The organism is Lysobacter sp. GQ73 (genome assembly GCF_059758755.1).
The window spans coordinates 456897-483701 of sequence record NZ_JCAXEE010000004.1; the positions used below are offsets into that span (position 1 = coordinate 456897).

The 26805-nt window shown below is 68.4% G+C and carries 24 protein-coding genes and 1 pseudogene; 8 read left to right on the forward strand and 17 right to left on the reverse strand.

Features of this window, described 5'->3' with window-relative positions; translation table 11 throughout:
* Positions 1-25 precede the first annotated feature (25 nt).
* Genes AC6CH2_RS14555 through AC6CH2_RS14565 form a run of 3 tightly spaced genes read right to left on the reverse strand, consistent with a single transcriptional unit; the run spans position 26 to position 2656 of the window.
* Positions 26-691: a hypothetical protein gene (locus AC6CH2_RS14555; protein WP_498269835.1), complete on the reverse strand. Its 666-nt coding sequence runs from the start codon at positions 689-691 to the stop codon at positions 26-28.
* Positions 688-2178 carry a Fe-S cluster assembly protein SufB gene (sufB, locus tag AC6CH2_RS14560; RefSeq protein WP_498269836.1) on the reverse strand — a complete coding sequence of 497 codons (1491 nt, stop codon included), beginning with the start codon at positions 2176-2178 and terminating at the stop codon, positions 688-690. The genes AC6CH2_RS14555 and sufB overlap by 4 nt, the downstream gene beginning before the upstream one ends.
* A 16-nt stretch (positions 2179-2194) precedes the next feature.
* Positions 2195-2656, reverse strand: coding sequence for an SUF system Fe-S cluster assembly regulator (locus AC6CH2_RS14565; protein WP_435396287.1), 462 nt, complete (start codon positions 2654-2656; stop codon positions 2195-2197).
* Positions 2657-3079: 423 nt separating this feature from the next.
* Here AC6CH2_RS14565 and AC6CH2_RS14570 point away from each other — a divergent pair.
* The 4 genes and pseudogenes from AC6CH2_RS14570 to AC6CH2_RS14585 form a co-directional block, all read left to right on the forward strand.
* Positions 3080-3544: pseudogene (locus tag AC6CH2_RS14570) on the forward strand (SET domain-containing protein); the annotation flags it as partial.
* 1643 nt (positions 3545-5187) lie between these two features.
* Positions 5188-5988, forward strand: coding sequence for a 3-hydroxybutyrate dehydrogenase (locus tag AC6CH2_RS14575; RefSeq protein ID WP_498269837.1), 801 nt, complete (start codon positions 5188-5190; stop codon positions 5986-5988).
* A 201-nt stretch (positions 5989-6189) separates the two neighbouring features.
* Positions 6190-7563 (forward strand): DUF3734 domain-containing protein, encoded by a 1374-nt coding sequence (locus tag AC6CH2_RS14580; protein ID WP_498269838.1) that lies wholly within the window; start codon positions 6190-6192, stop codon positions 7561-7563.
* A gap of 248 nt (positions 7564-7811) precedes the next feature.
* Positions 7812-10067: a DUF5916 domain-containing protein gene (locus AC6CH2_RS14585; RefSeq protein WP_498269839.1), complete on the forward strand. Its 2256-nt coding sequence runs from the start codon at positions 7812-7814 to the stop codon at positions 10065-10067.
* A 15-nt stretch (positions 10068-10082) separates the two neighbouring features.
* Here the strand turns inward: AC6CH2_RS14585 and AC6CH2_RS14590 are convergent, their stop codons facing one another.
* The 14 genes from AC6CH2_RS14590 to fusA all read right to left on the reverse strand — a co-directional run bounded on the left by AC6CH2_RS14590 (position 10083) and on the right by fusA (position 23090).
* On the reverse strand, positions 10083-10505 hold the full coding sequence (locus AC6CH2_RS14590) for a DUF4288 domain-containing protein (protein ID WP_498269840.1): 423 nt from the start codon (positions 10503-10505) through the stop codon (positions 10083-10085).
* Positions 10506-11159: 654 nt separating this feature from the next.
* The gene (locus AC6CH2_RS14595) at positions 11160-12128 is read right to left on the reverse strand and encodes a DMT family transporter (RefSeq protein ID WP_498269841.1); all 969 of its coding nucleotides are present in this window, start codon (positions 12126-12128) and stop codon (positions 11160-11162) included.
* Between the two features lie 63 nt (positions 12129-12191).
* Complete coding sequence (locus AC6CH2_RS14600) at positions 12192-13016, reverse strand: AraC family transcriptional regulator (RefSeq protein ID WP_498269842.1); 825 nt, start codon at positions 13014-13016, stop codon at positions 12192-12194.
* A 45-nt stretch (positions 13017-13061) separates the two neighbouring features.
* The gene (locus tag AC6CH2_RS14605; protein WP_498269843.1) at positions 13062-13529 is read right to left on the reverse strand and encodes a putative toxin-antitoxin system toxin component, PIN family; all 468 of its coding nucleotides are present in this window, start codon (positions 13527-13529) and stop codon (positions 13062-13064) included.
* Positions 13530-13551: 22 nt separating this feature from the next.
* Positions 13552-14151, reverse strand: a complete 600-nt coding sequence (locus AC6CH2_RS14610; protein ID WP_498269844.1) for a hypothetical protein — start codon at positions 14149-14151, stop codon at positions 13552-13554.
* A gap of 128 nt (positions 14152-14279) precedes the next feature.
* A complete protein-coding gene (locus AC6CH2_RS14615) occupies positions 14280-15017 on the reverse strand; it encodes a hypothetical protein (protein WP_498269845.1) in 738 nt (245 codons plus the stop codon).
* Positions 15018-15192: 175 nt separating this feature from the next.
* Positions 15193-15723: a hypothetical protein gene (locus AC6CH2_RS14620; protein ID WP_498269846.1), complete on the reverse strand. Its 531-nt coding sequence runs from the start codon at positions 15721-15723 to the stop codon at positions 15193-15195.
* A 176-nt stretch (positions 15724-15899) separates the two neighbouring features.
* Complete coding sequence (locus AC6CH2_RS14625; RefSeq protein ID WP_498269847.1) at positions 15900-16646, reverse strand: tellurite resistance TerB family protein; 747 nt, start codon at positions 16644-16646, stop codon at positions 15900-15902.
* Positions 16647-16799: 153 nt separating this feature from the next.
* Entirely contained in the window at positions 16800-17441 is a 642-nt protein-coding gene (locus AC6CH2_RS14630) for a LysE family translocator (RefSeq protein WP_498269848.1), read from the reverse strand.
* 271 nt (positions 17442-17712) lie between these two features.
* A complete protein-coding gene (locus AC6CH2_RS14635) occupies positions 17713-18099 on the reverse strand; it encodes a thioredoxin family protein (RefSeq protein ID WP_498269849.1) in 387 nt (128 codons plus the stop codon).
* A 147-nt stretch (positions 18100-18246) separates the two neighbouring features.
* Positions 18247-19506, reverse strand: a complete 1260-nt coding sequence (locus tag AC6CH2_RS14640) for a mechanosensitive ion channel family protein (RefSeq protein WP_498269850.1) — start codon at positions 19504-19506, stop codon at positions 18247-18249.
* A gap of 16 nt (positions 19507-19522) precedes the next feature.
* Entirely contained in the window at positions 19523-19954 is a 432-nt protein-coding gene (locus tag AC6CH2_RS14645) for a DUF4087 domain-containing protein (RefSeq protein WP_435396272.1), read from the reverse strand.
* Between the two features lie 109 nt (positions 19955-20063).
* A complete protein-coding gene (locus tag AC6CH2_RS14650; RefSeq protein WP_498269851.1) occupies positions 20064-20981 on the reverse strand; it encodes a hypothetical protein in 918 nt (305 codons plus the stop codon).
* 48 nt (positions 20982-21029) lie between these two features.
* Positions 21030-23090, reverse strand: a complete 2061-nt coding sequence (gene fusA, locus AC6CH2_RS14655; RefSeq protein ID WP_498269852.1) for an elongation factor G — start codon at positions 23088-23090, stop codon at positions 21030-21032.
* A gap of 384 nt (positions 23091-23474) precedes the next feature.
* Here fusA and AC6CH2_RS14660 point away from each other — a divergent pair, with 384 nt between their 5' ends.
* From AC6CH2_RS14660 to AC6CH2_RS14675, 4 genes are all read left to right on the forward strand, one after another.
* Entirely contained in the window at positions 23475-23906 is a 432-nt protein-coding gene (locus AC6CH2_RS14660; RefSeq protein WP_435396269.1) for an OsmC family protein, read from the forward strand.
* A 186-nt stretch (positions 23907-24092) separates the two neighbouring features.
* Positions 24093-24785 (forward strand): alpha/beta fold hydrolase, encoded by a 693-nt coding sequence (locus AC6CH2_RS14665; RefSeq protein ID WP_498269853.1) that lies wholly within the window; start codon positions 24093-24095, stop codon positions 24783-24785.
* Between the two features lie 102 nt (positions 24786-24887).
* Positions 24888-25586: a glycine zipper 2TM domain-containing protein gene (locus AC6CH2_RS14670; protein WP_435396425.1), complete on the forward strand. Its 699-nt coding sequence runs from the start codon at positions 24888-24890 to the stop codon at positions 25584-25586.
* 292 nt (positions 25587-25878) lie between these two features.
* Entirely contained in the window at positions 25879-26772 is an 894-nt protein-coding gene (locus AC6CH2_RS14675; RefSeq protein WP_498269854.1) for a bile acid:sodium symporter family protein, read from the forward strand.
* Positions 26773-26805: the final 33 nt, after the last annotated feature.

Consider the following 26805-nt stretch of genomic DNA (forward strand, 5'->3'; position numbering starts at 1 on the left):
AAGGCGGGCGGCGAAGGGCCCGCGCTCAGGTACAGACGCCTTCGTAGGCGAGCTTGCGCTTGGCGCCGCCGGCGTCGGCGTACTCCAGGCATTGCACGAAGTCGGAGCCGGCGAAGGCCTTCAAGGTCGGGCAGTCGAACAGGCGCGGTTCGGCTTCGGCGGCGACCTGCGCGGGCGCCAGGGCGCCGGCGGGGTCGGTCCACAGCAGTTGCTCGACGCCGTTGCCGTCGAGGCTGCGCAGGCGCAGGCGCTCGCCGTCGATGGCGACCACCTCGGCCTCGAACGGCTTGCGCCAACGGCGCAGTTCCCGGCCGGCGTCGTCGATTTCGATCACGTCGTCGGCGATCAGCAGCTTGTCGTCGAGCGGCAGCGCGCGCACCCGCGCATACGGGGTCGCGCCGCAGGGATGTTCGCTCCACTGCAGCACGCGCGGATCGCGGGTCTCGGCCAACTCCGGCGCGATCGTGAACGGCAGCAGGTACTCGCCGTCGGCGAGCGCGTGCTTGATCGTGCCCGGCGGCGCCAGCGGGGCTTCGGCCGGCGTCGCCGCGGTGCCGGGTGCCGGAGCAGGCACGGCAGACCCCGACGAAGCCGGCGCCGCCGCGGACGCCGCCGGTTGCGGAGCCGGTGCGGCCGAGCAGGCGGCGAGCGCGGCGGCCAGCAGCGCCGGGAGCAAGCGCGCGGGCGTCATCCGACCGAACCTTCCAGGCTGACTTCGAGCAGCTTCTTGGCTTCGACCGCGAACTCCATCGGCAGCTCGCGGAACACCGACTTGCAGAAGCCGTCGACGATCATCGACACCGCGTCTTCCTCGCCGATGCCGCGCGAGCGGCAGTAGAACAGCTGGTCGTCGCTGATCTTCGAGGTGGTGGCCTCGTGTTCGACGGTCGCATCGGGGTGCTTGACCTCGATGTAGGGGAAGGTGTGCGCGCCGCATTTCTTACCGATCAACAGGCTGTCGCACTGGGTGTGGTTGCGCGCGCCGGCGGCGTTCTTCTCGATCTTGACCAGGCCGCGGTAGGTGTTCTGGCCGCGGCCGGCGCTGATGCCCTTGCTGACGATCTTCGACTTGGTGCGCTTGCCGATGTGGATCATCTTGGTGCCGGTGTCGGCCTGCTGGCGATGATGGGTCAGCGCGACCGAGTAGAACTCGCCGCTGGAATCGTCGCCGAGCAGCACGCAGCTGGGGTATTTCCAGGTGATCGCCGAACCGGTCTCGACCTGGGTCCAGCTGATCTTGCTGCGCGCGCCGCGGCATTCGCCGCGCTTGGTCACGAAGTTGTAGATGCCGCCGACGCCGTTCTCATCGCCGGGGTACCAGTTCTGCACCGTCGAGTACTTGATCTCGGCGTCTTCCAGCGCGACCAGCTCCACCACTGCGGCGTGCAGCTGGTTCTCGTCGCGCATCGGCGCGGTGCAGCCTTCCAGGTAGGAAACGTAGGCCTTGTCCTCGCACACGATCAGGGTGCGTTCGAACTGGCCGGTGTGGCCGGCGTTGATGCGGAAATAGGTGCTCAGCTCCATCGGGCAACGCACGCCTTTGGGGATGAACACGAAACTGCCGTCGGAGAACACCGCCGAGTTCAGCGCGGCGAAGAAATTGTCGCCGGTCGGCACGACGCTGCCGAGATATTTCTGCACCAGTTCGGGATATTCGCGGATCGCTTCCGACATCGAACAGAAGATCACGCCTTTTTCGGCGAGTTCCTTGCGGAAGGTGGTGCCGACCGAGACCGAGTCGAACACCGCATCGACCGCCACGCCGGCCAGCCGCGCGCGCTCGTGCAGCGGCACGCCCAGCTTGTCGTAGGTGGCGATGAGTTCCTCGGGCACCTCGTCGAGCGACTTGTACTTGGCCTTCGGCGCGCTGTAGTAGCTCAACGCCTGAAAGTCGATCGCGGCGATGTTGAGCTTGGCCCAATGCGGCATCGGCATGGTCAGCCAGTGGCGGTAGGCCTCCAGCCGCCATTGGGTCATCCACTCGGGCTCATCCTTCTTGGCCGAGAGGGCACGGATGGTGTCCTCGTCGAGGCCCGGAGGCAGGCTGTCGGATTCGATGTCGGTGATGAACCCGGCCTCGTAGCGACGCCCGAGCTGCTCGTGGATCGCCTCGTTCTGAAGCGGACGATTGCCGGTGTCGCCCGAGGAAACGGGCGTCTTGATGATGTCGGTGGCCATGGCGGCTGCCTACTGTCTAAGCGCCGGCCAGGCGCAGATCGATGCGCCGGCCGGCAGGTTCGGGTGAAAAGGAAGGGGTAGGGGCTAGCATCTGGGCGAGGGTGACGCTGCTCAGGGCCTCGACGACCACGTCGTTGATGCGGCGCCAGTTGGCGCGTACGCCGCACTGGTGTTCGAGGCCGCAATTGCCTTCGTGGACGCTGCACTCGGTCATGCCGAGCGGGCCTTCCATTGCCTCGACGATCTCGATCAGGCCGATTTCGTCGGCGGGGCGGGCCAGGCGATAGCCGCCGTTGGCGCCGCGGAACCCCTCGACCAGGCCTGCCTGGGCCAGCGGCTTGAGCAGCTTGCTGACCGTCGGCGCCTCCAGACCCGCCCGTTCGGCCAGCTCCGACGCGCTCAGGACGCGGTCGGACTGGGCCGCCAGGACGGTCAGGACGACCGTGGCGTAGTCGGTGAGTTTGGTGACGCGAAGCATCGGCGGCGCGGCTCGGGGGGAATTCGTACCGAAATTGTACGTTTTTCTCCGGGCGCGGCCAAGCCGGGGGTTTTGCGCGATTCAGGCGTTCGCGGGCGGGGTCCGGCCCGGCCGGCGGGGTGCCTGGGCGCGTGCTTTTGGGTGACCGTCCTCTTAGGGGCGCCGCCGCCCGGGGGTTTATGTCGCTGAAATGCCGGCCACGGCCGGCATGGGCCTAGTGATTGCCTGCCGTCGAACGCCGCGCGAAGCGCTGGCTCGCAAGCGCAGCCATCGAGCTCCGCCTGCGCGGCGTGCGGCAGCGGCGAGGATGCGGGCCGGGGGCGAGCGCCTGCCGCGCTGCGTTCCGTGAGCCCTGTGGCCGGCCCGGATAGCGAAGGCGATGCAAGCAGGTCAGAATGCCGGTTCGTCATTTTGGGATTCGCTATGCCGCGCAAGATCGCCGCCCGTCGTTCCGCCATTCACGGTAATGGTGTGTTCGCTATTGCCCCGATCGCCAAGGGCGAGCGGGTCGTCGAGTACAAGGGCGCTCGCCGTACCCATGCCGAAGTCGACGCGGGCGAGACCGGCGACGCCGAGTCCGGCCACACCTTCCTGTTCACGCTCAACGACGAGTACGTGATCGACGCCAATCACGAAGGCAACACCGCGCGCTGGATCAATCACAGCTGTTCGCCGAACTGCGAAGCGGTGCTGGAAGAGGACGACGGCGACGACCGCCGCCGCGACCGCGTCTTCATCGAGGCGGTCCGCGACATCGCCGCGGGCGAGGAACTGTCCTACAACTACGGCATCACCCTGGCCGAAAAGCACACCAAGGAACTGAAGAAGATCTGGGAGTGCCGCTGCGGTTCGGCCAACTGCACCGGGACGATGTTGCAGCCGAAGAAGGAAAAGAAGGCGAAGAAGGACAAGGACAAGAAGAAAGACAAGAAAAAGAAGAAAGACAAGAAGAAGGGCAAGAAGAAGGGCAAGAAGAAAGACTGAGGGACGGGGCGCGCGCCCTGGGCCAGGTATGTCGTTGCGAACCCGTCCTGTAGTTGCGAGCCTATCTCTGTAGGAGCGACGTGAGTCGCGACCGCGACTTGTCAATCTCGCGCCGTTACCGCCTGCAGCCCATCAGGGTAGGAGCGGCGCAAGCCGCGACATCGCTGTGGCGGTCTCGCGGCGCATGGCTCAAGAAAGATCAGATCAAGATCAAACCCAAAGCTTCCGCCACTAAAGCGACGGGTTACTTTCTTTTGTCTAAAGCAACAAAAGAAAGGTAACCAAAGAAAAGTGCTTTTTTCTTGAATCACAGGCCCGCACGACCGATGCCGACGCGGAGATTTTTCATACGGGACCTCCCTGTCCCGATGAAAAACGGCGCGCATCCTTGCGCGCCGCCCTACGGGTCGTCTATTGCCTTCGCTAGGCCGAGGCTGCGCACAGCGACAGCAGAATCTTCGCGGCAACGGCAACGGCAACGGCAACGGCAACGACACCTTGGCGGTTTCACGACCGCTCTTGGGTAGGAGCGGCGCAAGCCGCGACATCGCTGTGGCGGTCTCGCGGCGCATGGCTCAAGAAAGATCAGGATCAAGATCAAACCCAAAGCTTCCGCCACTAAAGCGGCGGGTCACTTTCTTTTGTCTGAAGCAACAAAAGAAAGTAACCAAAGAAAAGTGCCTTCTGTTTCGAATCAAGAGTCCGCAGGTGCGAAGCCGACGCAGGGATGCTCCGCACAGGCCATCCATGGCCTGGCTGCGCACGGCCCGCATCCCTGCGGGCCGCCCTCCGGGTCTGCCGTCGATCGGCAAGCAACTGCGAAAGTCCTTACGGCAACGGCACCGTGGCGGTTTCACGACCGCTCTTGGGTAGCAGCGGCGCAAGCCGCGACATCGCTGTGGCGGTCTCGCGGCGCATGGCTCAAGAAAGATCAGGATCAAGATCAAACCCAAAGCTTCCGCCACTAAAGCGGCGGGTTACTTTCTTTTGTCTGAAGCAACAAAAGAAAGTAACCAAAGAAAAGTGCCTTCTGTTTCGAATCAAGAGCCCGCGGGTGCGATGCCGACGCAGGGATGCTCCGCACAGGCCATCCATGGCCTGGCTGCGCACGGCCCGCATCCCTGCGGGCCGCCCTCCGGGTCTGCCGTTGATCGGCAAAGCAACCGCGAAAGTCCTTACGGCAACGGCAAGGGCAACGGCACGGTGCCGGTTTCACGACCGCTCTTGGGTAGGAGCGGCGCAAGCCGCGACCGCCATCTGGCGGCCTCGTGCCGTCATTGGGGTTCCCGCGGTGTACGAACACACCACACCGCCACCGATCAACACTCCGTACCGAGGTCGGCATTCCGCCCGATCCCGCAAACTCTTCATCCCTCCAGACCGGGTACGAAGGTCCGATAGCCGCTCGATCCCCGCCGCGGGACACTGCGGTGCGCCGGCCGCCACGCCGCGATAACCTGCGGCGGCGACAATGGCCGCCGGTTCGCGCCTCGCGCCGCACGGCGGCCCGACGCATCCTCCCCCTCGCACTGCATCCAGGAGTCGCCATGAGTTCGATCCAAGGCAAGGTCGCCGTCGTCACCGGAGCCGCCAGCGGCATCGGCAAGGAAATCGCCCACGAGCTGGCCCGCGCCGGCGCCGCGATCGCGATCGCCGACCTCAACCAGGCCGGGGCCCAGGCGGTCGCCGACGAGATCGCCGGCAACGGCGGGCGCGCGATCGGCGTGGCCATGGACGTCACCGACGAGGCCGCGGTCAACGCCGGGATCGAGCGCGTGGTCGCCGAACTCGGCGGCCTCGACATCCTGGTGTCCAACGCCGGCATCCAGATCGTCAACCCGATCGAGAACTACGCCTTCACCGACTGGAAGAAGATGCTCGCGATCCACCTCGACGGAGCGTTCCTGACCACCAAGGCGGCGCTGCCGCACATGTACAAGGACAACGGTTCGGGCCAGAGCCGGGGCGGCACGGTGATCTACATGGGTTCGGTGCATTCGCACGAGGCCTCGCCGTTGAAGTCGGCCTACGTCACCGCCAAGCACGGTCTGCTGGGCCTGTCGCGGGTGCTGGCGAAGGAGGGCGCCAAGCATGGCGTGCGCAGCCACGTGGTCTGCCCGGGCTTCGTGCGTACCCCGCTGGTCGACAAGCAGATTCCCGAGCAGGCCAAGGAACTGGGCATCAGCGAGGACGAGGTGATCAGGAACGTCATGCTCGGCAACACCGTCGACGGCGTGTTCACCACGGTCGAGGACGTCGCCCAGACCGTGCGCTTCCTCGCCGAATTCCCGAGCGCGGCCCTGACCGGTCAGAGTTTCGTCGTCAGCCATGGCTGGTACATGCAGTAAAGGTATCCGCGAAAGGCGGCATGGGCGAGCTGGTTCTCCCTCCCTGCGAAGGGGAAGGGGAGATTTGCCGTTGCCCTCGCCGTTAGGCCGAACCCGCCTTCACGGCGATAACGGCGCAGGCGACGCATCATGGCGACGCGCCGCAGCCACGTTTCCGAAGAGGCAACCGCAATGCCCAGCAAGCGCTCCACCGGCCGCTCCGTGTCCTCCCGCTCGGTGCGCGCCGCCGAACCGCCGCAGCGCGAACCCGGACGCGGCACGCCGGCCAAGCGCGACCCCAAGCCGGCCACGCCGGCCAAGCGAGATCCGCCGGCGAAGGCGCCGCCCCGCAAGGAGCCGCCCCAGCAACCGCCCGAGCCGGCGGCGGACCAGCGGGCGGCGTCCAGGCAGGCCGCCTCGCGCGCGGCCAAGGCCGCCGGCGAACGCATCCGCGCGCAGGCGCCGGTGCTGCCGGAGAACATCGCCCTGGTCCTGCAGGGCGGCGGCGCGCTAGGCGCCTATCAGGCCGGCGTCTACCAGGGCCTGTACGAGTCCGGGATCGCGCCGAACTGGATCGCCGGCATTTCGATCGGCGCCTTCAACACCGCGATCATCGCCGGCAATCCGCCGGAACGGCGCATGGAGGCGTTGCGCGAATTCTGGGCCACGATTTCGCAGCCGACCCTGTTCCCGGCGACCACCTTCGGCCAGGAAGCCCGCTTCACCGATCTGGACGCCGATACCCGCGCCTGGCTCGACACCTGGGAAGCCTGGCGCGCGATCGTCGAGGGCCAGAACGGCTTCTACCGCCCGCGCGCCTGGCTCGGCCAGGATCCGTTCGCGGTGCCTGGGCCGGCGGCGGCCAGCCTGTACGACACCTCGCCGATGATCGCCACGCTCGAACGCATGGTCGACTTCGACCGCCTCAACGACGGCGGCATCCGGGTCTCGGTCGGTGCGGTCAACGTGCGCACCGGCAACCTGGAGTATTTCGACAACACCCGGATACGCCTGGACGCCCGCCATATCCTGGCCTCGGGCGCCTTGCCGCCGGCGTTCCCGGCGATCGAGATCGACGGTGAGTTCTACTGGGACGGCGGCCTGGTCTCGAACACTCCGCTGTCGCACGTGCTGACCTCGTCGCCGCGCCGCGACACCCTGGTATTCCAGGTCGATCTGTGGAACGCGCGCGGCGACCTGCCGCAGACCTTGCTCGACGTCGCCGAGCGGCAGAAGGAAATCCAGTACTCCAGCCGCACCCGCCTGATCACCGACACCCAGCGCGTGTTCCAGCATTACCGGCGCCTGCTGCGCGAGCTGCTCGAGGAAATCCCCGAAGACGTGCGCGCGACCAACCCCTGGGCCCAGCACGCCGCCGAGCTGGCCTGCGACCGCCGCTACAGCGTGATCCATCTGATCTACCGCGACCGCGCCCGCATCGGCCATTTCAAGGATTACCAGTTCGGCCGCGTCGCCATGCGCGAACACTGGCTGTCCGGCCAGTCCGACATCGCCCGGGCCCTGGCTCATCCGGACTGGATGCAGTTGCCGAGCGGCGAATCGGCCTTCGTCACCCACGACGCCACCGCGCCCTGAGCGGCGGCGCAACGGAGCGCATGCGCAACTCAAACGCTGGCGCAGGCGCATTCAGCCCTGCCGGGCCGGCCACGAACTCAAGGATGCGCGCGGGCGGCCAAGGGTTGCCATGACTTACGCCATGCGGTGAAAAGCCGCCGCACCGCTAGTCTGCGCGGCATCGCGACGCCGTTCGCCGCGATCCGCCATCGACGAAGGCCAGGGCAGGCGTTCGCGATGCGGACCATCCGCATCACCGGGGCCGCTGTATGCGCACGAATCTGTTCAACTCCCTGCTCGCGGCTTCCGCCGCGGTCGCCTCGCCCTGCGCCTTCGGCCTGGAGATCGACGGCCGCATCGACCCGGAGGAATGGCGCGGCGCCCAGCGCATCGACGAGTTCCGCCTGACCCAGCCTCTGTCGCGCGCCGCCGCCTCGCAGCCGACCGAGGCCTGGTTGCTGGCGACTCCCGAAGGGCTCGCCGTGGCCTTCCGCAATCACCAGCCGGCCGGCGTGCCGCGCCTGCGCCAGCACACCCAGCGCGACGGCAACGCCACCGTCGACCGGGTCAATCTGTATGTCGATTTCGACGGCGATGGCCGTGCCGGCTACAACTTCACCGTGACCCTGGCCAACAGCATCGTCGACACCACCATCACCAGCGAGAACCAGTTCAACGACGACTGGGACGGCGACTGGCGCCATGCCACCAGCGAAGACGAGGGCGGCTGGTCGGCCGAGATGCTGATCCCCTGGCACATCGCGCCGATGCGCGATGCGACCGACGGCACCCGCACCCTCGGCATCGAACTCGACCGGGTCATCGCCTCGACCGGCGAGCGCACCTCATGGCCGGCGGTGCACTTCACCGAGGCGCGCTTCCTGTCGGCGTTCAACCGCATCGAGGTGCCCGCTTACAGTCAGTCGCTGTTGGCGATCACGCCCTACGTGGTCGGAGTCGGCGACGCGGTCGGCCGCGACGGCGATTTCGATGCCGGCGCCGACCTGTTCTGGAAGCCGAGCGGCAAGTTCCAGCTCAGCGCGACCGTCAACCCGGATTTCGGCCAGGTCGAAAGCGACGAGCTGACCGTCAACTTCAGCGCCACCGAAACCTTCTTCAGCGACAAGCGCCCGTTCTTCACCGAGAACCAGGGCTTCTTCGAGGTGCCGTTCGGTTCCTACAGCAGCAACAGCCGGCTGATTTATACCCGCCGCGTCGGCGGCAAGACCGACGACGGCCTCGGCTCGGGCGACGTCACCGCCGCGATCAAGCTCAACGGCAGCGCCGGCGGCTATAACTACGGACTGTTCGCCGCCAACGAAGGCGACGAGGTCGGCCGCGACTTCTACGCCGTGCGCGCCACCCGCGACTTCGCAGGCTTCGGTCTCGGCGCGATGGTCACCCGAGTGGACCGTCCGTTCCTGGACCGGCAGGCCGACGTTTACGAGTTCGACCAGCGCTGGACGCCGAACCCGCAATGGGCGGTGCGCGGCGCGGTGGTGGCCTCGGATGTGGAGCAGGGCGGCCGGACGCAGCGCGACAGCGGCGCGCAGATCCGCATCGACTACGACATGGGCGGCGGCTGGCGCCAGCAGCTGTACGGCCTGCACCTGGGCAAAAACCTGCAGCTCAACGACTTCGGTTATCTGGAACGCAACAACTTCAACTATCTGCGTTACGACCTGGGCCGACGGGTCACCGACCTGCCGGCCGACTCGGCCTATGCCTCGCACGACTGGCATTACGCCGCTTCGCGCCGTTACAGCGACGACGGGCTGCACATCGCCGACGCTTTCGCGATCACCCGGCGTAGCGAACTGCGCAACGGCGGCAACGAGTTCGCCGAGGCCGCGCTGTGGACCTCGGGCCACGACGACCTGATCACCCGCGGCAACGGCGTGCTGCGGGTGCCCTCGCGCCTGTTCCTCAACTACGAACGCCTGCTGCCGCGCCAGGACGGCAGCCCGTGGTCGCTGACGATCGAGGCCGGCTACAGCGCCGATGGCCTCGGCGGCATCGACGAAGGCGAGACCATGCTGTATCTGGAGCCGAACTACCAGTTCAACGACCGCCTGATCCTGTTCGCCGGCGTCGAGTACAGCCACGCGCCCGACTGGCTGCTGTGGCGCGGCGACAACCGCCTGGGCGCCTTCAGGGCCGACAGCCTGGTGCTCGATGCGGGCCTGCAGTGGTTCATCGACGACAAGCAGGAACTGCGCGTGCGCCTGGAAACCATCGGCCTGGACGCGCGCCTGAAGCAGGCCTACCGCGTCGACGCCGGCGGCCGCCCGCTCGCCGTGGACGAAGCGATCCCGGATTTCCGCGTGCGCAACCTGGGCTTCCAGATCCGTTACCGCTACGAACTGGCGCCGCTGTCCTATCTCTACGTGGCCTATGTGCGCGGCGGCGAGATGTACGAGGAAGGCCGGCTGGACCGTGGCGTCGGCCGCGAATTCCGCGACGCCTTCGACCTGCGCGACAGCGAGCAGTTGCTGGTCAAGCTGTCGTACCGTTTCGAGATCTGAACGGGAAGAAGGTTACTAGCACTTGGCGTCCGGATCGGTTGAAGGGCGCTCGTCGAAGGCTTCGAGCTCATGTTTCTGCCTGATCCACGAGCGGACCTTGCCGACGGTCCGGCCGCGATGTTCGGTCCAAAGAAGTTCGGCGCCGTCGGCCAGTTCTTCATAGACCGGCAGCAGACTCAGGAGCCCCTCGAATACCCAGCGTCCGGTCTTCCCGGTATTGGGATCGCTGAACTCGGTGGTCCCGGCGAGACCCAGAGCGACGACTTTGTCGTAGGCCGTTTCCCGATCGGATGCCTGGATCAGGACCGTGTTTTCCCATGCCAGGCAACGTTTGTTGTCTGCAGGATAGAGCTCCTCGTCCCATGCCGCCCGCTCGATGTAGGTCGCGATCCACCAGCCGTGCGGAGAAATATTGCGGTAAGGGATCTTCTGTTCCATGGCGTTCGTCTGGCTGCGTTGTTGTCCGAGATCAAAGTAAACCCGGCAGGTTCATTGCGCCAGTTAGGCCGCCACTCCAGGCCGACATGCAGCGAGCCGGCCGTCGCCGGGCAGGAACTCGCATACGTGACCGTGTTGCTGTTGCTGTTGCTGTTGCTGTGCGTAGCCTCGTACTAGCGAAGGCTAAAGAAGACCCAAGGGCGGTCCGCAGGATGCGGGCCGTTTTTCATCGGGACAGGGATGTCCCGTATGAAAAATCCCCGCGTCGGCACCGCTCGTGCGGGCTTGTGATTCAAAGAGAAGCATTTTTCTTTGGTTACCTTTCTTTTGTTGCTTTAGACAAAAGAAAGTAACCCGCCGCTTTAGTGGCGGAAGCTTTTGATCTTGATTTGAATTTTTTGGATCGAGACGCCGCGAGACCGCCACAGCGATGTCGCGGCTTGCGCCGCTCCTACCCTGGCGAAGGCACGCCCCTTCGTTGAAAGGCGACGGCTTTGTCGTCGCTGCGCGTCCCTTGTCGCGACTCACGTCGCTCCTACAGGCGGCAGGTTCGCAGCTGCACGCCGATGCAGTAGCCCCAGGGTAGGAGCGGCGCAAGCCGCGACCGCGCAACTGGCGGACGCGCGCCGCCTGCTGCACAGCGATAGCCATCCCTCAATGCACCGAACCGCTCCCCATCACCGGCACCGGCTTTACCCGCAGCGCCCAGATCACCCCCGCAATCAACAAGGCGATGCCGATCAGAGTCGAGGGTTCCGGCAGGCGGCCTCGCAAGAGGTAGGCGTAGCCGAGGGCGGCCACGGTTTCGAAGACGATCAACTGGCCGGCCAAGGCGGTCGGCAGGCGCTGGCTGGCTTCGTTCCAGCACAGGGTGCCGACCCAGGAGGCGAACAGGCCGATCGCCACCATCAGGCCGATGAAGAAGCCCGGGCGCGGGCCGAACGGCATCGGGAACTCGCGGCCGGCCGCGCTCATGAACGCCCACAACGCGATGTAGCCGAGCAAGGCCAGCGGCAGAGTCGCCACGCCCTGCGCGGTGGCCCAGGTGCGCGGGCGGCGGCCGGGGTGGTCGCGCAGCCAGTCGGCGTTGCGCAAGGGATACCAGGTCCAGCACGCGACCGCGCCGACCGCGAGCACCGCGCCGATGGCGTAGCGGCGCAGGTCGGCGTCGGGGTCGGCGCGCAGGGCCTGCAGTTCGACTTGGTTGACACAGGCTATGCCGGTGGCGATCAGAGCCAGCGAAGGCAGCAGGCGCAGCCACGGCAGGCGGCCGTCGCGGCGTGCGTTGCGCAGGTTCGCGCAGACCGCGATCACTACCGGCAGGGTGCCGATGATCATGGTCGGCAACGGCCCGCCGGCGCGCTGGATGGCGCTGGCCAGACACAGGTAATACAGCAGGTTGCCGATCGCCGACAGTTTCAGCGCTTCGATCCAGTCGGCGCGGCTCAGCTGGCGCAAGGCGCCGCGGTCGAACCAGGCCAGCGGCAGGGCGATCAGGCCGAAAGCGAGGTAGCGCCCGACCGACTGCAAGGCCGCCGGGTACTCCGGCAGCAGCAGCGGGCCGACGAAGACCAGACCCCAGATCAGGCCGGCCGCGAGCGCGTAGAGAGTGCCTAGCCACATGCGCCCAGCTTGGGCGAGGCCGGCGACGCGGTCTTGTACCAGATTGCTATGCCGCGCTCGCGCTCAGCGACGGACTTGCTTCTGGTAGCGGGCCGGGGTGATGCCGTAGCGGCGCGAGAACGCGCGGGTGAGGTGGGCCTGGTCGGTCAGGCCGGTGTCGGCGGCGATGGACGCAAGCGGGGCGCCATCGGCGAGCAGGCGCTTGGCCTGGTACAGGCGCAGCGCCATCAGCATCTGCTGCGGGGTGACGTGATACTGGGCGCGGAAGCGGCGCAGGAAATGGAAAGGGCTCAGGCCAGCGACCGCGGCCAATTCCTCCAGGGTGACGCGTTCGGCCAGATGCGCGCGCAAGTAGTCGACGACCGGGCCGAAGCGCGAGGCCGCTTCGCCGCGCAGGCGACGCGGTATGCGAGCGTGATCGCGGAACTCCATCAGCAGGGCGAACAGCTGGCTGTCGAAGGCCAGCGGTTCGCCCGCGCTCCACAAGGCGTCGAGCCGCACGGTAATGCGGCGGGCGCGTACGGGGTCGTGGCGCACGGCGTCGTCGAACCACCAGCCGGCTTCGCCGGTCACCGCCTCGACTACCTCGGGTTCGACATAGATCATGCGATAGCGCCAGCCGCCTTCGGTTTCGGCGCGACCGGTGTGCAGCACGTCGGGATTCATCAGCACCAGAGAGTCCGGCGGTGCGAGGTGCTCGCTGCCGCGGTAACGGAAGCGCTCGACGCCCGATTCGATCGCGCCCAGGCCGAAGGCCTCGTGGGTATGCGGTTCGAAGGCATGGCGGACGATGTGCGCGCGGTACAGCTCGACGCCGGCGCGATGCGGCGGCTGCCGGAATTCGGCGGCATCGCGGGCGTGGACGAACTGGGCGGGGACGCCTTGCATGGGGCGAGTATCGCATGGCCCCGGCGTACGGTCGGCGGCGCTGTTTCAGCCCCCGGATGCCGTCTCGCGCAAGGTCTGCAGGGCGGCCCAGGCGCGCGGCGTCAGCACCTCGAACAAGCCCTCGCGTGCGGTGCGGCGGCCGAGCACCAGCAGCGCGTGATCGCGGCTGAGCAGCCAACGCGCGTCGGCGGCCAGGGCCAGTTCGAGGAATTTCTGGTCGTCGGGATCGGCGCAGCGGGGCAGGGCGCGCATCGGCAGGGCACTGTCGTACTCGTGCAGGCGCAGCAGTTCGTCGTAGTCGCGCAGGCACTCGGCGCGCACCTCATCGGTGAGCGCGAGCTTGGGATAGGTCAGCACCCGCTGCCACTCTTCGCGACAGGCGGTGTCGGTGACGGCCTGGATGCGGCGCTCGCGCAAGGCGGCGAGCAGCGAAGCGGTCAGCGGGTCCTTGAAGGCGAACAGGTCCAGGCAGACGTTGCTGTCGAGGACGATGCGCGGAACGGTGCCGCTCATGCGCGGGCCTTCGCGGCGCGATTCAAAGATCGTCCTCGCCCGGGAACGACACCCGCAGCTCGCCGACCGAAAGCAATTCGCCCTGTTGCGGATAGCGTTCGTCGTCGCTGGAGAATTCGCGGTCGCCCGACGGGTAGGCATCCTCGGCGGTGGACGCCTGTTCGTTGCGATCCAGGCGCGCATGCCGGATCACCGGGTCGCCGTCCTGCGCGGCAAGCCGGCCGCCGTTCCAGTCGGTGACGGCGCCGCCGTAGTCCCAGTCCAGGCCGCTGAAACGGATCGGCTTGCCGTTGAGGCGGACCAACTCGGCCAGGCGCATGCCCATGCGCACGCCGTTGTCGAGGCGCCAGCGCGAGCCGGGCTCGCGCACGACCACGCTGGCCAGGCCGCGCAGTTGTTGCGAATCCTGGAAGTACAGATAAGCGCGCAACGCCGGATCCTTGGGATACAGGATCACCCCGCGGAATTCTTCGCCTTCCGCGCCCGGCAGGTGGTCGGAGATCTCGACCTGATCCGCGCCGAACAGCGCGCGCAATTGCGCCGGCTCGGAGTCCGGCGCCAGCGCGCCCGGCAGGACGTAGTCGAGTTTGGCCGGCGGAGCGGTGCCGTGGCTTTCGGCCACGGTCGCTGTCGTTTGCGCGGGCGCGACCGGTTCGGCGGGGGCAGGCGGGGCGGACGGCGTGCGCTCGCAGGCGCCGAGCAAGGCGGCGACGACCGCGACGAGGACTTTGCTAGCTGTCGCGCGCGGGCTCATTGCTTGACCTCGCGGATGTCGGCGCTGCCGATCCGCCATGCGCGCTGTTCCTCGCTGGCGCCGTCGACGACGCTGCGGCGCAGGGTATAGGCGCCGACGTACTTGCGCTGGCTGCCGTCGCGCTGGGTCGCGGTGATCGCGACCGGCACTTCAATATAACGTTGGCCGGCGCCGGCATCGACCCGGCCCGGCGCCATCACTTCCACCGACACCCCGGCGGTCTCGGCGAAACCGTTGGCGAATTGCTGGGCGTTCTGGCCGCTGGCGTTGCCGCCGTCGGACCACAGCGCGTGAGCGTGCGCATAGTTGCCGCCGTTGATCGCAGCGTAGTAGTCGCGTACCAGCGCGATGGCGTCCTCCGCAGTCGGTTCGCCGGCGAGCGGCGGTACGCCCAGGTCGCTGCCGGCCTCGGGCGGCGGCAAGGTGCCGTCGATGCCGGTCGCCGGCGTGCCGGCGTCGCTGCCGGGGATCGGATTGCCGTTCTCGTCGAACAGCGGGGCGACGGGGCTGCCCTCGACCGGAGCGCCGACTTGGCCGGGTCCCGGTATCGCGGGCATCCCGGTGACGCCGCCGCGACCGGCGCCGGCCGGTGCCGGCAGGCTCTGGCCGGCGTCGCCGTCCGCGGCACCGTCCGCGGCACCGTCCGCGGGCTGGTCCTTGCCGCCGCACGCGGCGAGCAGGAGGGACAGTGCGAGGGCAAGGGCCGGGACGGCGGGGAAACGGTTCGGGCGCATGACGGGAATCCGTGGAGACATGGACCGCGCGCCGCTCTTGCAGGGCGCGTCGATGGCCCAGTGTATAAGCCTCTTCTCGACCGCGGCGAGATGCCGGAAGTCGGGCACAGCGAGGGCTCAGCTCGCTGGACGGGCGCTGACCGGGGTGGCGGGTATCTCCGGCGAAGCCGCCGGTTTACTGCAGCTTGACCGAGAGCGAAGTGGCGGTGAGTTCCCAACTGCGGTCGACCGGGCTGCGCCGCATCCGGTACCAGCCGGTGTAGCGCCGCGGCTCGCCGTCGGCGACGTCGACGCGCAGGTCCACCGGGATTTCCAGCGATTCCGGCACCGCTTCCTGGTCGAGCTGTTTCGGCGTGTCGTTCTCGATCCGTATCGAGGTGAATTGCTTGATCGAACGCAGGTCGGCTTCCTCGTTGCCGCGCGGCATGCGTTGGTAGGCCCAATGCTGGTCGGCTTGTTCGCGTTTGCCGCTGCTGAGTTGCTGCAGGTACAGATGCAGCTTGTTGACCGCTTCGTTCATCGCATCCAGGCGCTGCTGGCTCAGCGCGTCGGCGCGTTTGGCGGCGTCGGCACGGGCGCGCGCGGCGGCATCGTCGGCGACCGGTGCGGTCGTCGCATCGGCCGCCGGCGCATCGGGGGCGGTCTGGCGTTGGCAGGAACAGCCGACGAAGGTCAGCGCCAACAGGGCGGGAATCAGCAAACGCATCGGCGACGGTCCGGTCGATAAGGTGGCGCCGCCAGGTCGGGGCGGCGCTGCGATCCTAACGGCTGGCGTCGCCGATGAGCGCGCCGCGCCGACCGGCGGCAGCCACGGCGGTGCGGACGCGTCGCCGCCGCGTCCGCTTGTGACCGGGTTCCGCTCCGCGCAGCGTTCGGGCGGCCTCAGGCCCGGGCGTCGCGCAACTGCTGTTCGAGCCGGCTCTTGAGCGCATCGTCGATCTTGAGCTGGCGCGCCAGTTCGTCGAGGTAGGCGCGTTCCATGTAGCTTTGCTCATCGGCGGCGAGCAGGCTGGCCAGGTACATCTCCGCGGCGATCTCCGGGGTGGTCGCGGCGCGCGCCACTTCGGCCGGGTCGAGTGGCTTTTCCAGTTCGTCGTGCAGCCAGCGGCGCAGCTCCGGGTCGCCGTCGATGCGGGTGAACTCGCCCTCGATGGCTTCGCGTTCGCGCGCATCGATGTGGCCGTCGGCCTTCGACGCGGCGACCAGCGCCTGCAGGATCGCCTGGCTGTGTTGCTCGGCCTGCGGCGGCGGCAGGCGGTCGACGGTCTGCGGCTCGGCGGCGCCGGCATCCTGCTGCCGCTTGTATTCGCCGTAGGCCTTGTAGGCCAGCACGCCGACCGCGGCGACGCCGCCGTACAGGGCGATCTTGCCGGCGCTCTTGCGCAGCTTGCGATGGCCCAGCAGCAGACCGAGCGCGCCGCCGGCGAGCGCGCCCTTGCCGAAATCGGCGTTGAGCAGGCCGCGTTTGTCTTCGGGCTGTTCAGACCGTGCGTATTTGTTCTGTGCGTACTTGTCCTGATAGGGCACCGGCGGTTTGCCGCCGCCGAGCAGGCCTTCGAGTCCGCCGGCCCCGCCCAGGCTGCTCTGTGCGGTCTTCAGCAATTGGTCGAGAAAACCCTGTGTCTTCATGCGCGGCGCTCCGTGGAATGAGGTCGTGGATCTCCGACCTGTGGGCGCCGGGCCGAGGCTTCAAGCCGAAGCGCGGCCATCGCCGACTCGAGAGCCGGCGCCGTACATCCGCGGTTGGGCGTGGCGGGCGGTCCGATGGTTCGCAGACGAGCTTCAGTTGCGCTGCTGCACCGCCAGGCGCAGACCCAGGGCGATGAACACGCTGCCGGTCAGGCGCTCCTTCCAGCGCCCGCCGCCGGAGAAACGGCGTCCGATGCGGCGGCCGAAATGGCCGAAGGCGAGGCTCAGCATCACGCTGTGGGTCAGGCCGATCAACGACAGCAAGGCGCCGAGCACGAGGAACTGCAGCCAGACCATGCCGCGTTCGGGATGGACGAATTGCGGCAGGAAGGCGAGGAAGAACAAGGCGACCTTCGGGTTGAGGACCCCGGTCATCACCGAGCGCAGGTAGATGTTGTGCCCCGAGTTCGCCGCTTGCGGCGCATCGTCGGCCGAGGCCGGCGCGGGCGGCGGACTGCGCCAGGCCTTGATGCCGAGCCAGATCAGATAAGCGGCGCCGGCGTACTTGATGGCCTCGAACGCCAGCGCCGAGGTCGCGAGCAGCGCCGACAGGCCGAGGCTGGCGGCGAGCGCGTGGATCAGGGTCGCGGTCTCGAGCCCGAAGGCCGCCTGCACCCCGCGCATGGGCCCGCCGGCGGCGCTCTGGGCGATGATCCAGGCGGTTCCGGGCCCGGGAATCAGGACCAGGACCGCGGCGGCGGCGAGGTAGGCGGCGAGGGTGGCGAGATCGAACATGGCGGCGTCGTGCGGTCGCGGCGGGTGGAGCCAGTCTGCTCCGCGGCGGCGCGGGCGCCAAGCCCGCCGCTCGCTGCCGGGCGGGAAGCTGTGTTGCAGGGGCGCCGACGCTCCGGGATGGTAGCGGCGCGAGTCGAGAACCACCGAAGAGGCCGCATCCCACGTGCCTGCCGAAGCGGCAGTCCTCCCGGGTCGCGCTCGGACATCCCGTCTTCGGTCCCCGCGCTCGCGTACGTCGCTGCGGTAGTCGCGACTCGCGTCGCTCCTGCCCTCAGAGCGGTTGCGGAGCGGCCGGCGGCTCGCGCAGCTTCTCGATCGCGGCGACGAAGGCGTCGGTGCCGGGCCACTGGCCGATCCGGCCGAGTTTCTTGGCGCCGCGGAACACGAAGAACGCCGGAATGCCGTGCAGGCCGAAATGCGTGCCCATGGCCGGGTCTTCGTAGACGTTGGCGTGCAGCCATTCGACATCGGGCCAGACGAAGCGCTCCGGCGTGAGCAGGATCTGGCCCTTGGCGACGTCGCAGTTCGGGCAGTCCTTGCCCCACAGGAACAGGATGCGCAGGCGGCCGTCGTCGGGCAGGGCTTCGGCCAAGCCCTTCTCGCGGATCGGCCGCATCGGGAACTGCCAGAAGAAGCGCGGGTGGGAACCGTCGTTCATGCCCGCATCCTACTCCTGCCGGAGCATCTGCAACGCGCGCGTCATCGACGCGCCGGAGAGTGCGGTGCGCGATCGAAGGCCGCGGTGCATCGCCGCCGCAAGCATGGCCCTGCAGCGCGGCCACCTCCCGGCCGATGCTGCGCAGGTTTACTGCGCCACCAGGGCGATACCGTTCTTGCGGAACGACTGGAGCACCGCGTCGTAGATGTCGGAGGCGACGTTGTGCTGGCCGTTCTCGGGGTCGTTGATCCAGAAGTGGCCGTCCAGTTGGATGCCCTTGTCGTTGACGCCGGTGACGTACATGTGCGGCGGCGGTTGCTGCAGCACGCGGTCCTGGGCGTTCATCGCTTCCAGGAACAGCGCGCGTGCGGCCTGAGTGTCGGTGTCGCCCTTGACCAGTACGCCGCAGACCAGGCGCAGATTGCGGTCGGACCAGGACTGGTTGACGATGACGTTGCTGGTCAGGCTGTCGTTGGGCACGATCGCCTCGACGCCGTCGCGGGTGCGGATCATGGTGTAGCGCACGGTCATGCGGGTGACCCGGCTGACGATGTTGTTGGTGGCGATATTGTCGCCGACCCGCACCGACTGCTCGAACAACACGATCAGGCCGCTGATGTAGCTCGCCGCGAGCCGCTGCAGGCCGAGCCCCAGGCCGATGCCGAGCGCGCCGCTGAACGCCGCCAGCGCGGTCAAGTTGATGCCGCTGATCGAGAAGATCAGCGCCAGCGCGGCGATCCACATCAACACGCTGAAAATGCGCGACAGGGCGAGGACGAAGTTCGGCTGCAGAGTGCGGTTGCGCCGCAGCAGATTGCCGATGGCCTTGTCGCCCCACAGCGCGACGATCACGATCACCACGCCGGCGGTGAGGCCGTCGAGGATGTGGCGGGTGGTCAGGCTGAAGCCGAGGACGCTCCACTGCGCGGCGAAGAACTCGCCGATCAGCGGGTTGCGGGTGCCGAAGATCTGCAGCACCAGATAGATCCACAACAGCACCGTGACCACGCGCAGCATGAAGCGCAGGGTCGCGGTCGGCCGGAACAGCAGTTCGACGGTCGCGCCGAACACCCGCAGGACGCAGAACAGCGCGATCAGGGTCGCGCCGAGTTCGATCAGCGGGTTGTCGAACAGATCGATCAGGCCGAACAGCGACAGCAACGCCAGGGTCAGCAGCGGCGTGGCGAGGTAGTCGAGCAGGGTCAGCCAGACGAAGCGGTGCTTGAGCCGCGGCCGGACCCGGCGCGTGATCAGCGCCGAGGCCAGCACGCTGCCGAGCACCAGCGTTACGGTGATCAACAGATCGGTGGGGTTGGAAACGACCGTCAACGCATCGGAGACGATCTTCATCATCTCCGGGTCGGTTTCCAGCGACGGCGGCGCGTGGGCGGTCGGGGCGGCGGTCATGGGCGGCGGATGCGTTTCAGTCCTTGGGTTCCCTGAGTTTCGGGTCGCGCCGGCACTGGGCGAGCGGTTTGCTCTGCGCCGAGGCGATCCGCAGCACGGTCATGGTTTTGCGATCCGCCTTGACCTTCATGCAGGCGCAGCCGTAACCATAGCTGGCGCCGTTGGTGTGGACGAAATCCTTCTCGGCGAACTCGGGCCAATCGCCGTCGGCCTGGTGGCCGCCTTGCAGCGCGATCGTCCAGCTGCCGTCGCGATCCTCGAGCCAGGCGTTGGCCGGGGTCGGGTTGATGAACCAGCCGCAGCGGTTCTGCAGGGCGGTGCGCGATGCCGGTGTGGCGCCGGCGGCCACGGCGAGCATGGGCAGCAGGGCGAACACGGCGACCAGGCAGGCCGGCCCCGCGGCGTGGCCCGGGGTACTGCGACGATCGAACGGCGAAGTCGTGAGCATGGTGGCGCTCCTTTTTACGATGGTAACGAGGCGGCGCGGCGCTTGTGAGCGCCGCTGTGAGCGCCGCCGCGGCGGAGCGGCGGGACCGCACCGCCGCGATTGTCCGGCCTCAGGGCGTGACGTCGGCGGGAAAGGCGCGACCGAACTCCAGCAGGCGCGCCTGCGGGTGGCGGCCAAGCCACTCGTCGAGCACCCCGCGCAGCCAGGCTTCGTCGGTCGCGGCGATGCCGAGCTGGAAGCGCGTGTGCGCGGCGGGTGCTTGCGGGTGTTCGTGATCTTGCTCGCCTTCGGAGCAGGTCCGGCAGAGGTAGCGCACCGTGTGGGTCCAGTCCTCGACCTGGCCCCCACCCTGGGCATCGCCCTCGCGCACGCGCTCGACCAGGGCCGCCAGGGTGTCCGGCGGCTCGGTCTCGATCAGTGCTTCGAAGGTGGCATACGCCGAGGCCTGCCGCAGCCAGAGGGCGTTGAACACCGGGTATTCGTGGCCTTCGACCTTGCGCGTACCTTGCACCGAGCCGTCGTGCAGGACGATGTCGCGGTAGCGATGACCGCTGCCCGGCAGCGGCACGTTGAGGATGCGCGCCCGCGCCGGGTCGATGCGCTCGGCCCAGACCACCTCGCCGCTGTTGCCAGGGTCGAGCCGGACACCGACCGCGCCGAGTTGCGCGTCGATCGGGCCGTCGCCGTCCGGCAGGGCCAAGCCGTAGCGGCGCCAGGCCTCGCGGGCGCTGTTCCGGTCGCGCAACGCGGTCGCGGCGATGCCGGGGTTCCAGCAGGCGCCGCGGTGGTCGCCCCGGCGTTCCAGCGCGGCGCGGTTGGCCTGCAGCGACTCGGCCCACTCGCCGCGGTACTTGTGCGCCAGGCCGAAGTCGAACCGGGGCGCGGCCCAGGTCGGATCGGCCTGGGCCGCGCCCCGGCACCAATGCAGCTCGCGCTCGCCGCCGCGATGGAAGAGCCGTTGCGCGTACCGGTTGAGGATCTCGGAGCGTTCGCGGGCGCTGCGGTGGTCGCTCTCGTGCTGGGGCATTCGCGGTTCGGTGCTGTGCACCGCGAACGTTAGCAGCGCGGGCCCCGCTCAGTCCTCCTCGTGCTTGGGTTTGTAGGCCTCCATGAGTTTCTGCTGGACGTTGCCGGGGACCGGCTCGTAGTGGCTGAAGTCGAGCGAGTAGCGGCCGCGTCCGGCGGTCACCGACTTGAGCTCGGCGGCATAGCCTTCCAGCTCCGACAACGGCACCTGCGCGCGCACGACGATCTCGCCGCCGCGAACGCTGTCGGTGCCGTTGATGCGCGCGCGCTTGCTCGCCAGCCCGCCGCTGATGTCGCCCATGTGCTGCTCGGGCGCGTTGACCTCCAGGTCGACGATCGGCTCCAGCACCTGCGGGCGGGCCTTGGCGATCGCATCGAGGAAGGCCTTCTTGCCGGCGGCGACGAAGGCGACTTCCTTGCTGTCGACGGTGTGGTATTTGCCGTCGTAGACGGTCACCCGCACGTCCTGGATCGGATAGCCGGCCAGCGCGCCGTCGTGCAGCACCTGGCGCACGCCTTTTTCGACCGCCGGCAGAAACTGGCCGGGGATGGTGCCGCCCTTGACCTCGTCGACGAACTCGAAGCCGCCGCCGCGCGGCAGCGGCTCCACCCGCAGGAACACCTCGCCGAACTGGCCGGCGCCGCCGGTTTGTTTCTTGTGGCGGTGGTGGCCCTCGGCCTTGCCGCTGACGGTCTCGCGATAGGCGATGCGCGGCGGCCGCGCCGTGACCTCGACTCCGTACTTGTCCTTGAGCCGGTCGATGTTGATGCGCAGGTGCAGATCGGACAGGCCGCGGATCACGGTCTCGTTGGTCTCGGCCTCGTGCTCGACCTGGAAACAGGGGTCCTCCTCGGACAGCTTGTGCAGGGCAGTGGCGAGCTTCTGCTCCTGGCCCTTGCTCGCCGCCTCGACCGCGAGGCCGAACATCGGCCGCGGGAAATTCAGCGGCGCGAGGTGGATCTGGTCCTCGTCGTGGCTGTCGTGCAGGACTGCATCGAAATGCAGGTCCTCGACCTTGGCCACGCCGGCGATGTCGCCGGGGATCGCCTGGTCGACTTCGACGTGTTCCTTGCCCTTGAGCTTGAACAGGTGGCCGACCTTGAACGGCTTCTTGCCGTCGTCGACGAACAGTTGGGTGTCCTTGCGCACCGTGCCCTGGTAGACGCGGAACACGCCGAGCTTGCCGACGAAGGGGTCGTTGACGATCTTGAACACGTCGGCGATCACGTGCGCGTTCGGGTCGGGCGTGGCGACGATGGGCTGGGCGTCTTCGCCGACGCCTTTGACGAACGGCGGCGGATTGGCTTCGCCGGGATGCGGGAACAGGCGTTCGGCGACGTCGAGCAGTTCCTTTATGCCGACGCCGGTGCGCGCCGAGCAGAACAACACCGGCACCAGGTGGCCTTCGCGCAGGCATTGCTCGAACGCGTCGTGCAGTTCCTCGCCGGACAGGCCGCCTTCGCCGAGGTCGAGGTAGTGCTCCATCACCGTTTCGTTGACCTCGACCACCTGGTCGATGATCTTCTGATGCCAGTCGGCGACCGGGCCGAGATCGCTGTCGCCGGCGCCGTTGCCGCCGGGGGTGGCAAAACAATCGACGACCGCCTTGCCGCCGTCGGCGGGCAGGTTGAGCGGCAGGCATTCGGGGCCGAAGCTTTCGCGGATCGCGTCCAGCACTGCGCCCGGGTCGGCGCCGTCGTGGTCGATCTTGTTGACCACCAGCACCCGGCACAGCCGGCGCGCCTTAGCGTGTTCCATCATCCGGCGGGTGCCGTATTCGACCCCGCTGTCGGCATCGACCACCACCGCGACGGTCTCGACCGCGGCCAGCGCCGACAGGGTCGGGCCACGGAAGTCGGGATAGCCCGGGGTGTCGATCAGGTTGACGTGGATGCCCGCGTGATCGGTGCTGGCGATGGCGGCGTCGAGCGAGTGGCCGCGTTGTTTCTCGATCGGATCGAAATCCGACACCGTGGTGCCGCGTTCGATGCTGCCTGCCGTCTGGACTGCGCCGCCGGCCTGCAGCAGGGCTTCGAAGAGCGTGGTTTTGCCGGCGCCGGGGTGGCCTGCCAAGGCCACGTTGCGAATGGATTGAGTGCTGTAGGACATGAGCGGACTTCTCCCTGAGGCTAGGGTGGGAAGGCCGTCATGGCTGTCCGCGCTGCGCGCCCGAGCGCGGCGCTCGGCGGGCGGTCATGGCGGGTTGCTGCCGGCGGGGGCCGGGATCACAGCCTCCCGCAGGCGGGGGGGTGGGTCAAGCCCGGCGCGGCGAAGCGTGCACGGCTTGGCGTTTGCGCGTGTTGCAGTGCGGCGAGGAGCTAGGAGTGAGGAGCGAGGAGTGAGGAGTGAGGAGTGAGGAGTGAGCGAGATCAGGAGCACTGTGTTCCGCTCACTCCTCACTTCTCCTCCCTCACTTTTCCTTGTGGACCCTTGTCTCGCCGGTAACGTTCTACCGGTTACCCTGGCCGCCCCTCATCGTTGGAGAACGGCACCATGGGTATATCGCGCCACGCCACCGCTCACTGGGAAGGCGATCTGAAAAGCGGACAGGGCCGCCTGAGCACGCCGCAGAGCGGTTTGCTCGCCGACACCCGCTACGGTTTCAACAGCCGCTTCGGCGACGAGAAGGGCACCAACCCCGAAGAGTTGATCGCCGCGGCGCATGCCGGCTGCTTCACCATGGCGCTGTCGGCCAAGCTGACCGAGGCCGGGCATCCGCCGGCCAAGCTCGACACCCGCGCCGAAGTCGATCTGTCGATGGAAGGCGGGCCGTCCCTGTCGCAGATCCGCCTCAAGCTCACCGCCGAGGTCCCGGGCATCGACGCGGCCAAGTTCCAGGCCATCGCCGAGGACGCCAAGGCCAATTGCCCGGTGTCGAAGGCGCTGAGCGCGGTGCCGGTCAGCCTGGAAGCGAAACTGGTCTGAACCGGACGGCCGTTCCCGCGTCGGCGGGCAACGGACCGGCCTCGCAGCAAGGCGCCGGAAGACGGGTTCGTCGTTCGACTCGGTCGCCGTCCCGGTACTCCTCCAGCCTCTCGCTCTTCCCGCGGGCCTCGCTCTTCCCGCGGGCGAGGGGTCTCCATGTCGATCGATCCCAGCCCGCCGCCGCCCATGACGCCACCCGCCCGCATTCGCCATGCCCTGCTGATCCACGGGGCCGGCGCCGGCGGCTGGGAGTGGAACTGCTGGCAGGAGGTGCTGCGCGCGCGTGGGATGAGCACGTCCGCGCCGGACTTGCGGCCGGCGCCGGAAGGCTTGGCCGCGACCACGCTCGACCACTACCGGCGCCAGGTCCGCGCCGAACTCGACGCTTTGCCGCGGCCGCGCGCGGCGATTGGCGCCAGCCTCGGCGGCCTGCTGGCCTGGCTGTGCGCCGACCTGGCCGACGCGGCGGTGCTGATCAACCCGTTGCCGCCAGCGCCATGGGCGGCGCGGTTGCCGGCGCGCGACTGGCCCGCCGTGGTGCCGTGGCGGCGCGATGCGCGCTTGGCCTCCACCCGCCGCGCCATGGACGACGCCGACGAGGCCGCCGCGCTGTACGCGTTCCGGCGCTGGCGCGACGAGTCCGGCGCGGTGCTGCGCGAGGCCCATGCCGGCGTCGCGGTGCCGGCGCTCGAACTGCCGGTGCTGTGCATCGCCTCGCAGCGCGACGACGACGTCGCGCCGGAAGTGTCGGCGCAGTTCGCAGCGGCGATCGGCGCGACTTTGTTAACGTGGCCGTCGCCGAGCCATGTCGGCCCTTTGCTGGGGCGCGACGCCGCCCGGCTGGCCGCGCAGGCGGCCGACTGGCTGTCGGCGAGGTAAACGATACCGGCCCCGCCGACACGTCCCCGACTGCATTCAGCCCGGGTTGACCGCTGCGGCCCGACGATCCATCCCGCGCCATGTCGGCGCCTGGAGCTCACGATGAACCGCTTGCTAGTCACCGCCCTGGGCCTGGGTCTGGCCGCCACCACCGGCGTCGCGTCGGCCCAGTCGTACGGCCAGCCTTACGGTTCGTCGTATGGTTCGTCCTATGGCGCCTCGCAGCCGGCCGGCGACTACAGCAGCCAGGTCGACTACGCGCGAGTGATCCGGGTCGACCCGGTGTTCGACCACTACAGCTCGCAGCCGGTCAACCAGGGCCAGCGCTGCTACGAGCGCCCGACCTACGTCCAGGGCGACTCGTATTACGGCAACGAATACGAACCGCGTCGCGACGACGGTTATTACGACCAGTACGGCAACCAGCGCCGCGCGGTCGGCACCGAGGGCGGCCGCACCGCCGCGACCGTGGTCGGCGGCATCGTCGGCGCGGTGCTCGGCAGCAAGGTCGGCGGCGGCAGCGCGCGCTATGCGACCTCGGCCCTGGGCTCGATGGTCGGCGGCATGGCCGGGCGCAGCATCTACGAGCAGAGCAAGCGCAGCCAGGAGCCGCGCACCGGCACGGTGCGGGTCTGCGATCCGGTGCCGGCCAACGGCGGCGGCAACTATTACTCGGGCGGCGAGCGCTCGGTCAGCGCCTACGACGTGACCTACGAATACGCCGGCAAGACCTATCGCACCCGCACCAACCACAACCCTGGCGACCGCATCCGCGTGCGCGTCGACGTGCGGCCGGACTGAGCCGCGCCTCTAGCGGCGCATGCAACGCTGCGCCGCCGCGGCCGAACGCCGGGACCGAAAGGTTCCGGCGTTTTCGTTCGTGCGCGCCGACCGCGGACGCGCGGCCCGCGAGCCCGCAACGCAACTCGTCGCGCAACCCGCGACGCGGTAGGGCGACCGCAGTGCATCGGATGTGCGAAAGTCGGCAACAACGCCATGCTCATCCTCGGATGGGCCGCGGCCGGCCGATGCGGCATCGACGACGGCCGCGACGACCGGCGCGCAGACTCCCACCGAATTCAAGGAGATCGCCATGCAGGACAGCGTGTTGCTCAAGATCGGTCTGCCGATCGCGATCGCCATCATCATGTGCGGCATCGGCCTGACCCTGCGCGGCGAAGATTTCCAGCGCATCGGGCGCAATCCGGGCCCGGTCGCGGTCGGCCTGATCGGCCATTACCTGCTGCTGCCGCTGCTCGGTTTCGCGGTCGCCTGGCTGTTTCCGCATTCGCTCGAATTCGCGGTCGGCTTCGTGCTGGTCGCCGCCTGCCCGAGCGGCAGCAGCTCCAACGCGCTGACTTATCTGGCCCGCGGCAACGTCGCCCTGGCGGTCACCCTGACCGTGATCAGCGCGCTGGTGACCTTCCTCAGCGTGCCCTTGCTGGTGAACCTGGCCTTGCAGTGGTTCGGCGGCGAGACCCGCGAGATCCGCCTGCCGGTCGGCCAGACCGTGATGCACCTGGCCGCGCTGGTACTGGTGCCGGTGCTGCTCGGCATGGCCCTGCGCCGTTACGCCAGCGGTTTCGCCCTGCGCGTCGAACCCTGGGTCAGCCGCTTCGCCCTGCTGTTGTTGCTGCTGCTGATCGTGGCGATCAGCGTGACCCAGAGCGAGTTGTTGCTGCGCACCTTGCCGGAGCTCGGTCCGGCCGCGCTGGCGATGTGCTCGGCGGCGATCGGCGGCGGTTTCCTGCTGGCGCGGCTGACCGGCCTGGCGCTGCGCGATGCGATCACCGTCGGCATGGAAGTCGGCGTGCAGAACAGCACCCTGGCGATCGTGATCGCGCTGACCCTGCTGCAGTCGCCGCAGATCGCCGTGCCCGCGGCGATCTACGGCCTGTTGATGTACCTGCCGGCCTTCATCGCGGTCGCGCTGGGCCGGCGTGCGGTGGCGCGCCGCGAGCGGGCCGAGGCCGTCGGCGCGGCCTGAGCCAGGTCGGCGGGCCGCCGGGTACGGCCAAGC

Excerpts from the sequence above, each read along its gene's own strand:
- AC6CH2_RS14585 (WP_498269839.1), top strand. The coding sequence starts at position 7,812 with ATGCGCACGAATCTGTTCAACTCCCTGCTCGCGGCTTCCGCCGCGGTC.
- AC6CH2_RS14605 (WP_498269843.1), bottom strand. The coding sequence starts at position 13,529 with ATGAGCGGCACCGTTCCGCGCATCGTCCTCGACAGCAACGTCTGCCTG.
- AC6CH2_RS14650 (WP_498269851.1), bottom strand. The coding sequence starts at position 20,981 with ATGCCCCAGCACGAGAGCGACCACCGCAGCGCCCGCGAACGCTCCGAG.
- AC6CH2_RS14600 (WP_498269842.1), bottom strand. The coding sequence starts at position 13,016 with ATGCAAGGCGTCCCCGCCCAGTTCGTCCACGCCCGCGATGCCGCCGAA.
- AC6CH2_RS14620 (WP_498269846.1), bottom strand. The coding sequence starts at position 15,723 with ATGCGTTTGCTGATTCCCGCCCTGTTGGCGCTGACCTTCGTCGGCTGT.
- AC6CH2_RS14615 (WP_498269845.1), bottom strand. The coding sequence starts at position 15,017 with ATGCGCCCGAACCGTTTCCCCGCCGTCCCGGCCCTTGCCCTCGCACTG.
- AC6CH2_RS14660 (WP_435396269.1), top strand. The coding sequence starts at position 23,475 with ATGGGTATATCGCGCCACGCCACCGCTCACTGGGAAGGCGATCTGAAA.
- AC6CH2_RS14575 (WP_498269837.1), top strand. The coding sequence starts at position 5,188 with ATGAGTTCGATCCAAGGCAAGGTCGCCGTCGTCACCGGAGCCGCCAGC.
- AC6CH2_RS14555 (WP_498269835.1), bottom strand. The coding sequence starts at position 691 with ATGACGCCCGCGCGCTTGCTCCCGGCGCTGCTGGCCGCCGCGCTCGCC.
- AC6CH2_RS14635 (WP_498269849.1), bottom strand. The coding sequence starts at position 18,099 with ATGAACGACGGTTCCCACCCGCGCTTCTTCTGGCAGTTCCCGATGCGG.
- AC6CH2_RS14565 (WP_435396287.1), bottom strand. The coding sequence starts at position 2,656 with ATGCTTCGCGTCACCAAACTCACCGACTACGCCACGGTCGTCCTGACC.
- sufB (WP_498269836.1), bottom strand. The coding sequence starts at position 2,178 with ATGGCCACCGACATCATCAAGACGCCCGTTTCCTCGGGCGACACCGGC.
- AC6CH2_RS14595 (WP_498269841.1), bottom strand. The coding sequence starts at position 12,128 with ATGTGGCTAGGCACTCTCTACGCGCTCGCGGCCGGCCTGATCTGGGGT.
- AC6CH2_RS14665 (WP_498269853.1), top strand. The coding sequence starts at position 24,093 with ATGACGCCACCCGCCCGCATTCGCCATGCCCTGCTGATCCACGGGGCC.
- AC6CH2_RS14670 (WP_435396425.1), top strand. The coding sequence starts at position 24,888 with ATGAACCGCTTGCTAGTCACCGCCCTGGGCCTGGGTCTGGCCGCCACC.
- AC6CH2_RS14630 (WP_498269848.1), bottom strand. The coding sequence starts at position 17,441 with ATGTTCGATCTCGCCACCCTCGCCGCCTACCTCGCCGCCGCCGCGGTC.
- AC6CH2_RS14675 (WP_498269854.1), top strand. The coding sequence starts at position 25,879 with ATGCAGGACAGCGTGTTGCTCAAGATCGGTCTGCCGATCGCGATCGCC.
- AC6CH2_RS14625 (WP_498269847.1), bottom strand. The coding sequence starts at position 16,646 with ATGAAGACACAGGGTTTTCTCGACCAATTGCTGAAGACCGCACAGAGC.
- AC6CH2_RS14640 (WP_498269850.1), bottom strand. The coding sequence starts at position 19,506 with ATGACCGCCGCCCCGACCGCCCACGCGCCGCCGTCGCTGGAAACCGAC.
- AC6CH2_RS14590 (WP_498269840.1), bottom strand. The coding sequence starts at position 10,505 with ATGGAACAGAAGATCCCTTACCGCAATATTTCTCCGCACGGCTGGTGG.
- AC6CH2_RS14645 (WP_435396272.1), bottom strand. The coding sequence starts at position 19,954 with ATGCTCACGACTTCGCCGTTCGATCGTCGCAGTACCCCGGGCCACGCC.
- fusA (WP_498269852.1), bottom strand. The coding sequence starts at position 23,090 with ATGTCCTACAGCACTCAATCCATTCGCAACGTGGCCTTGGCAGGCCAC.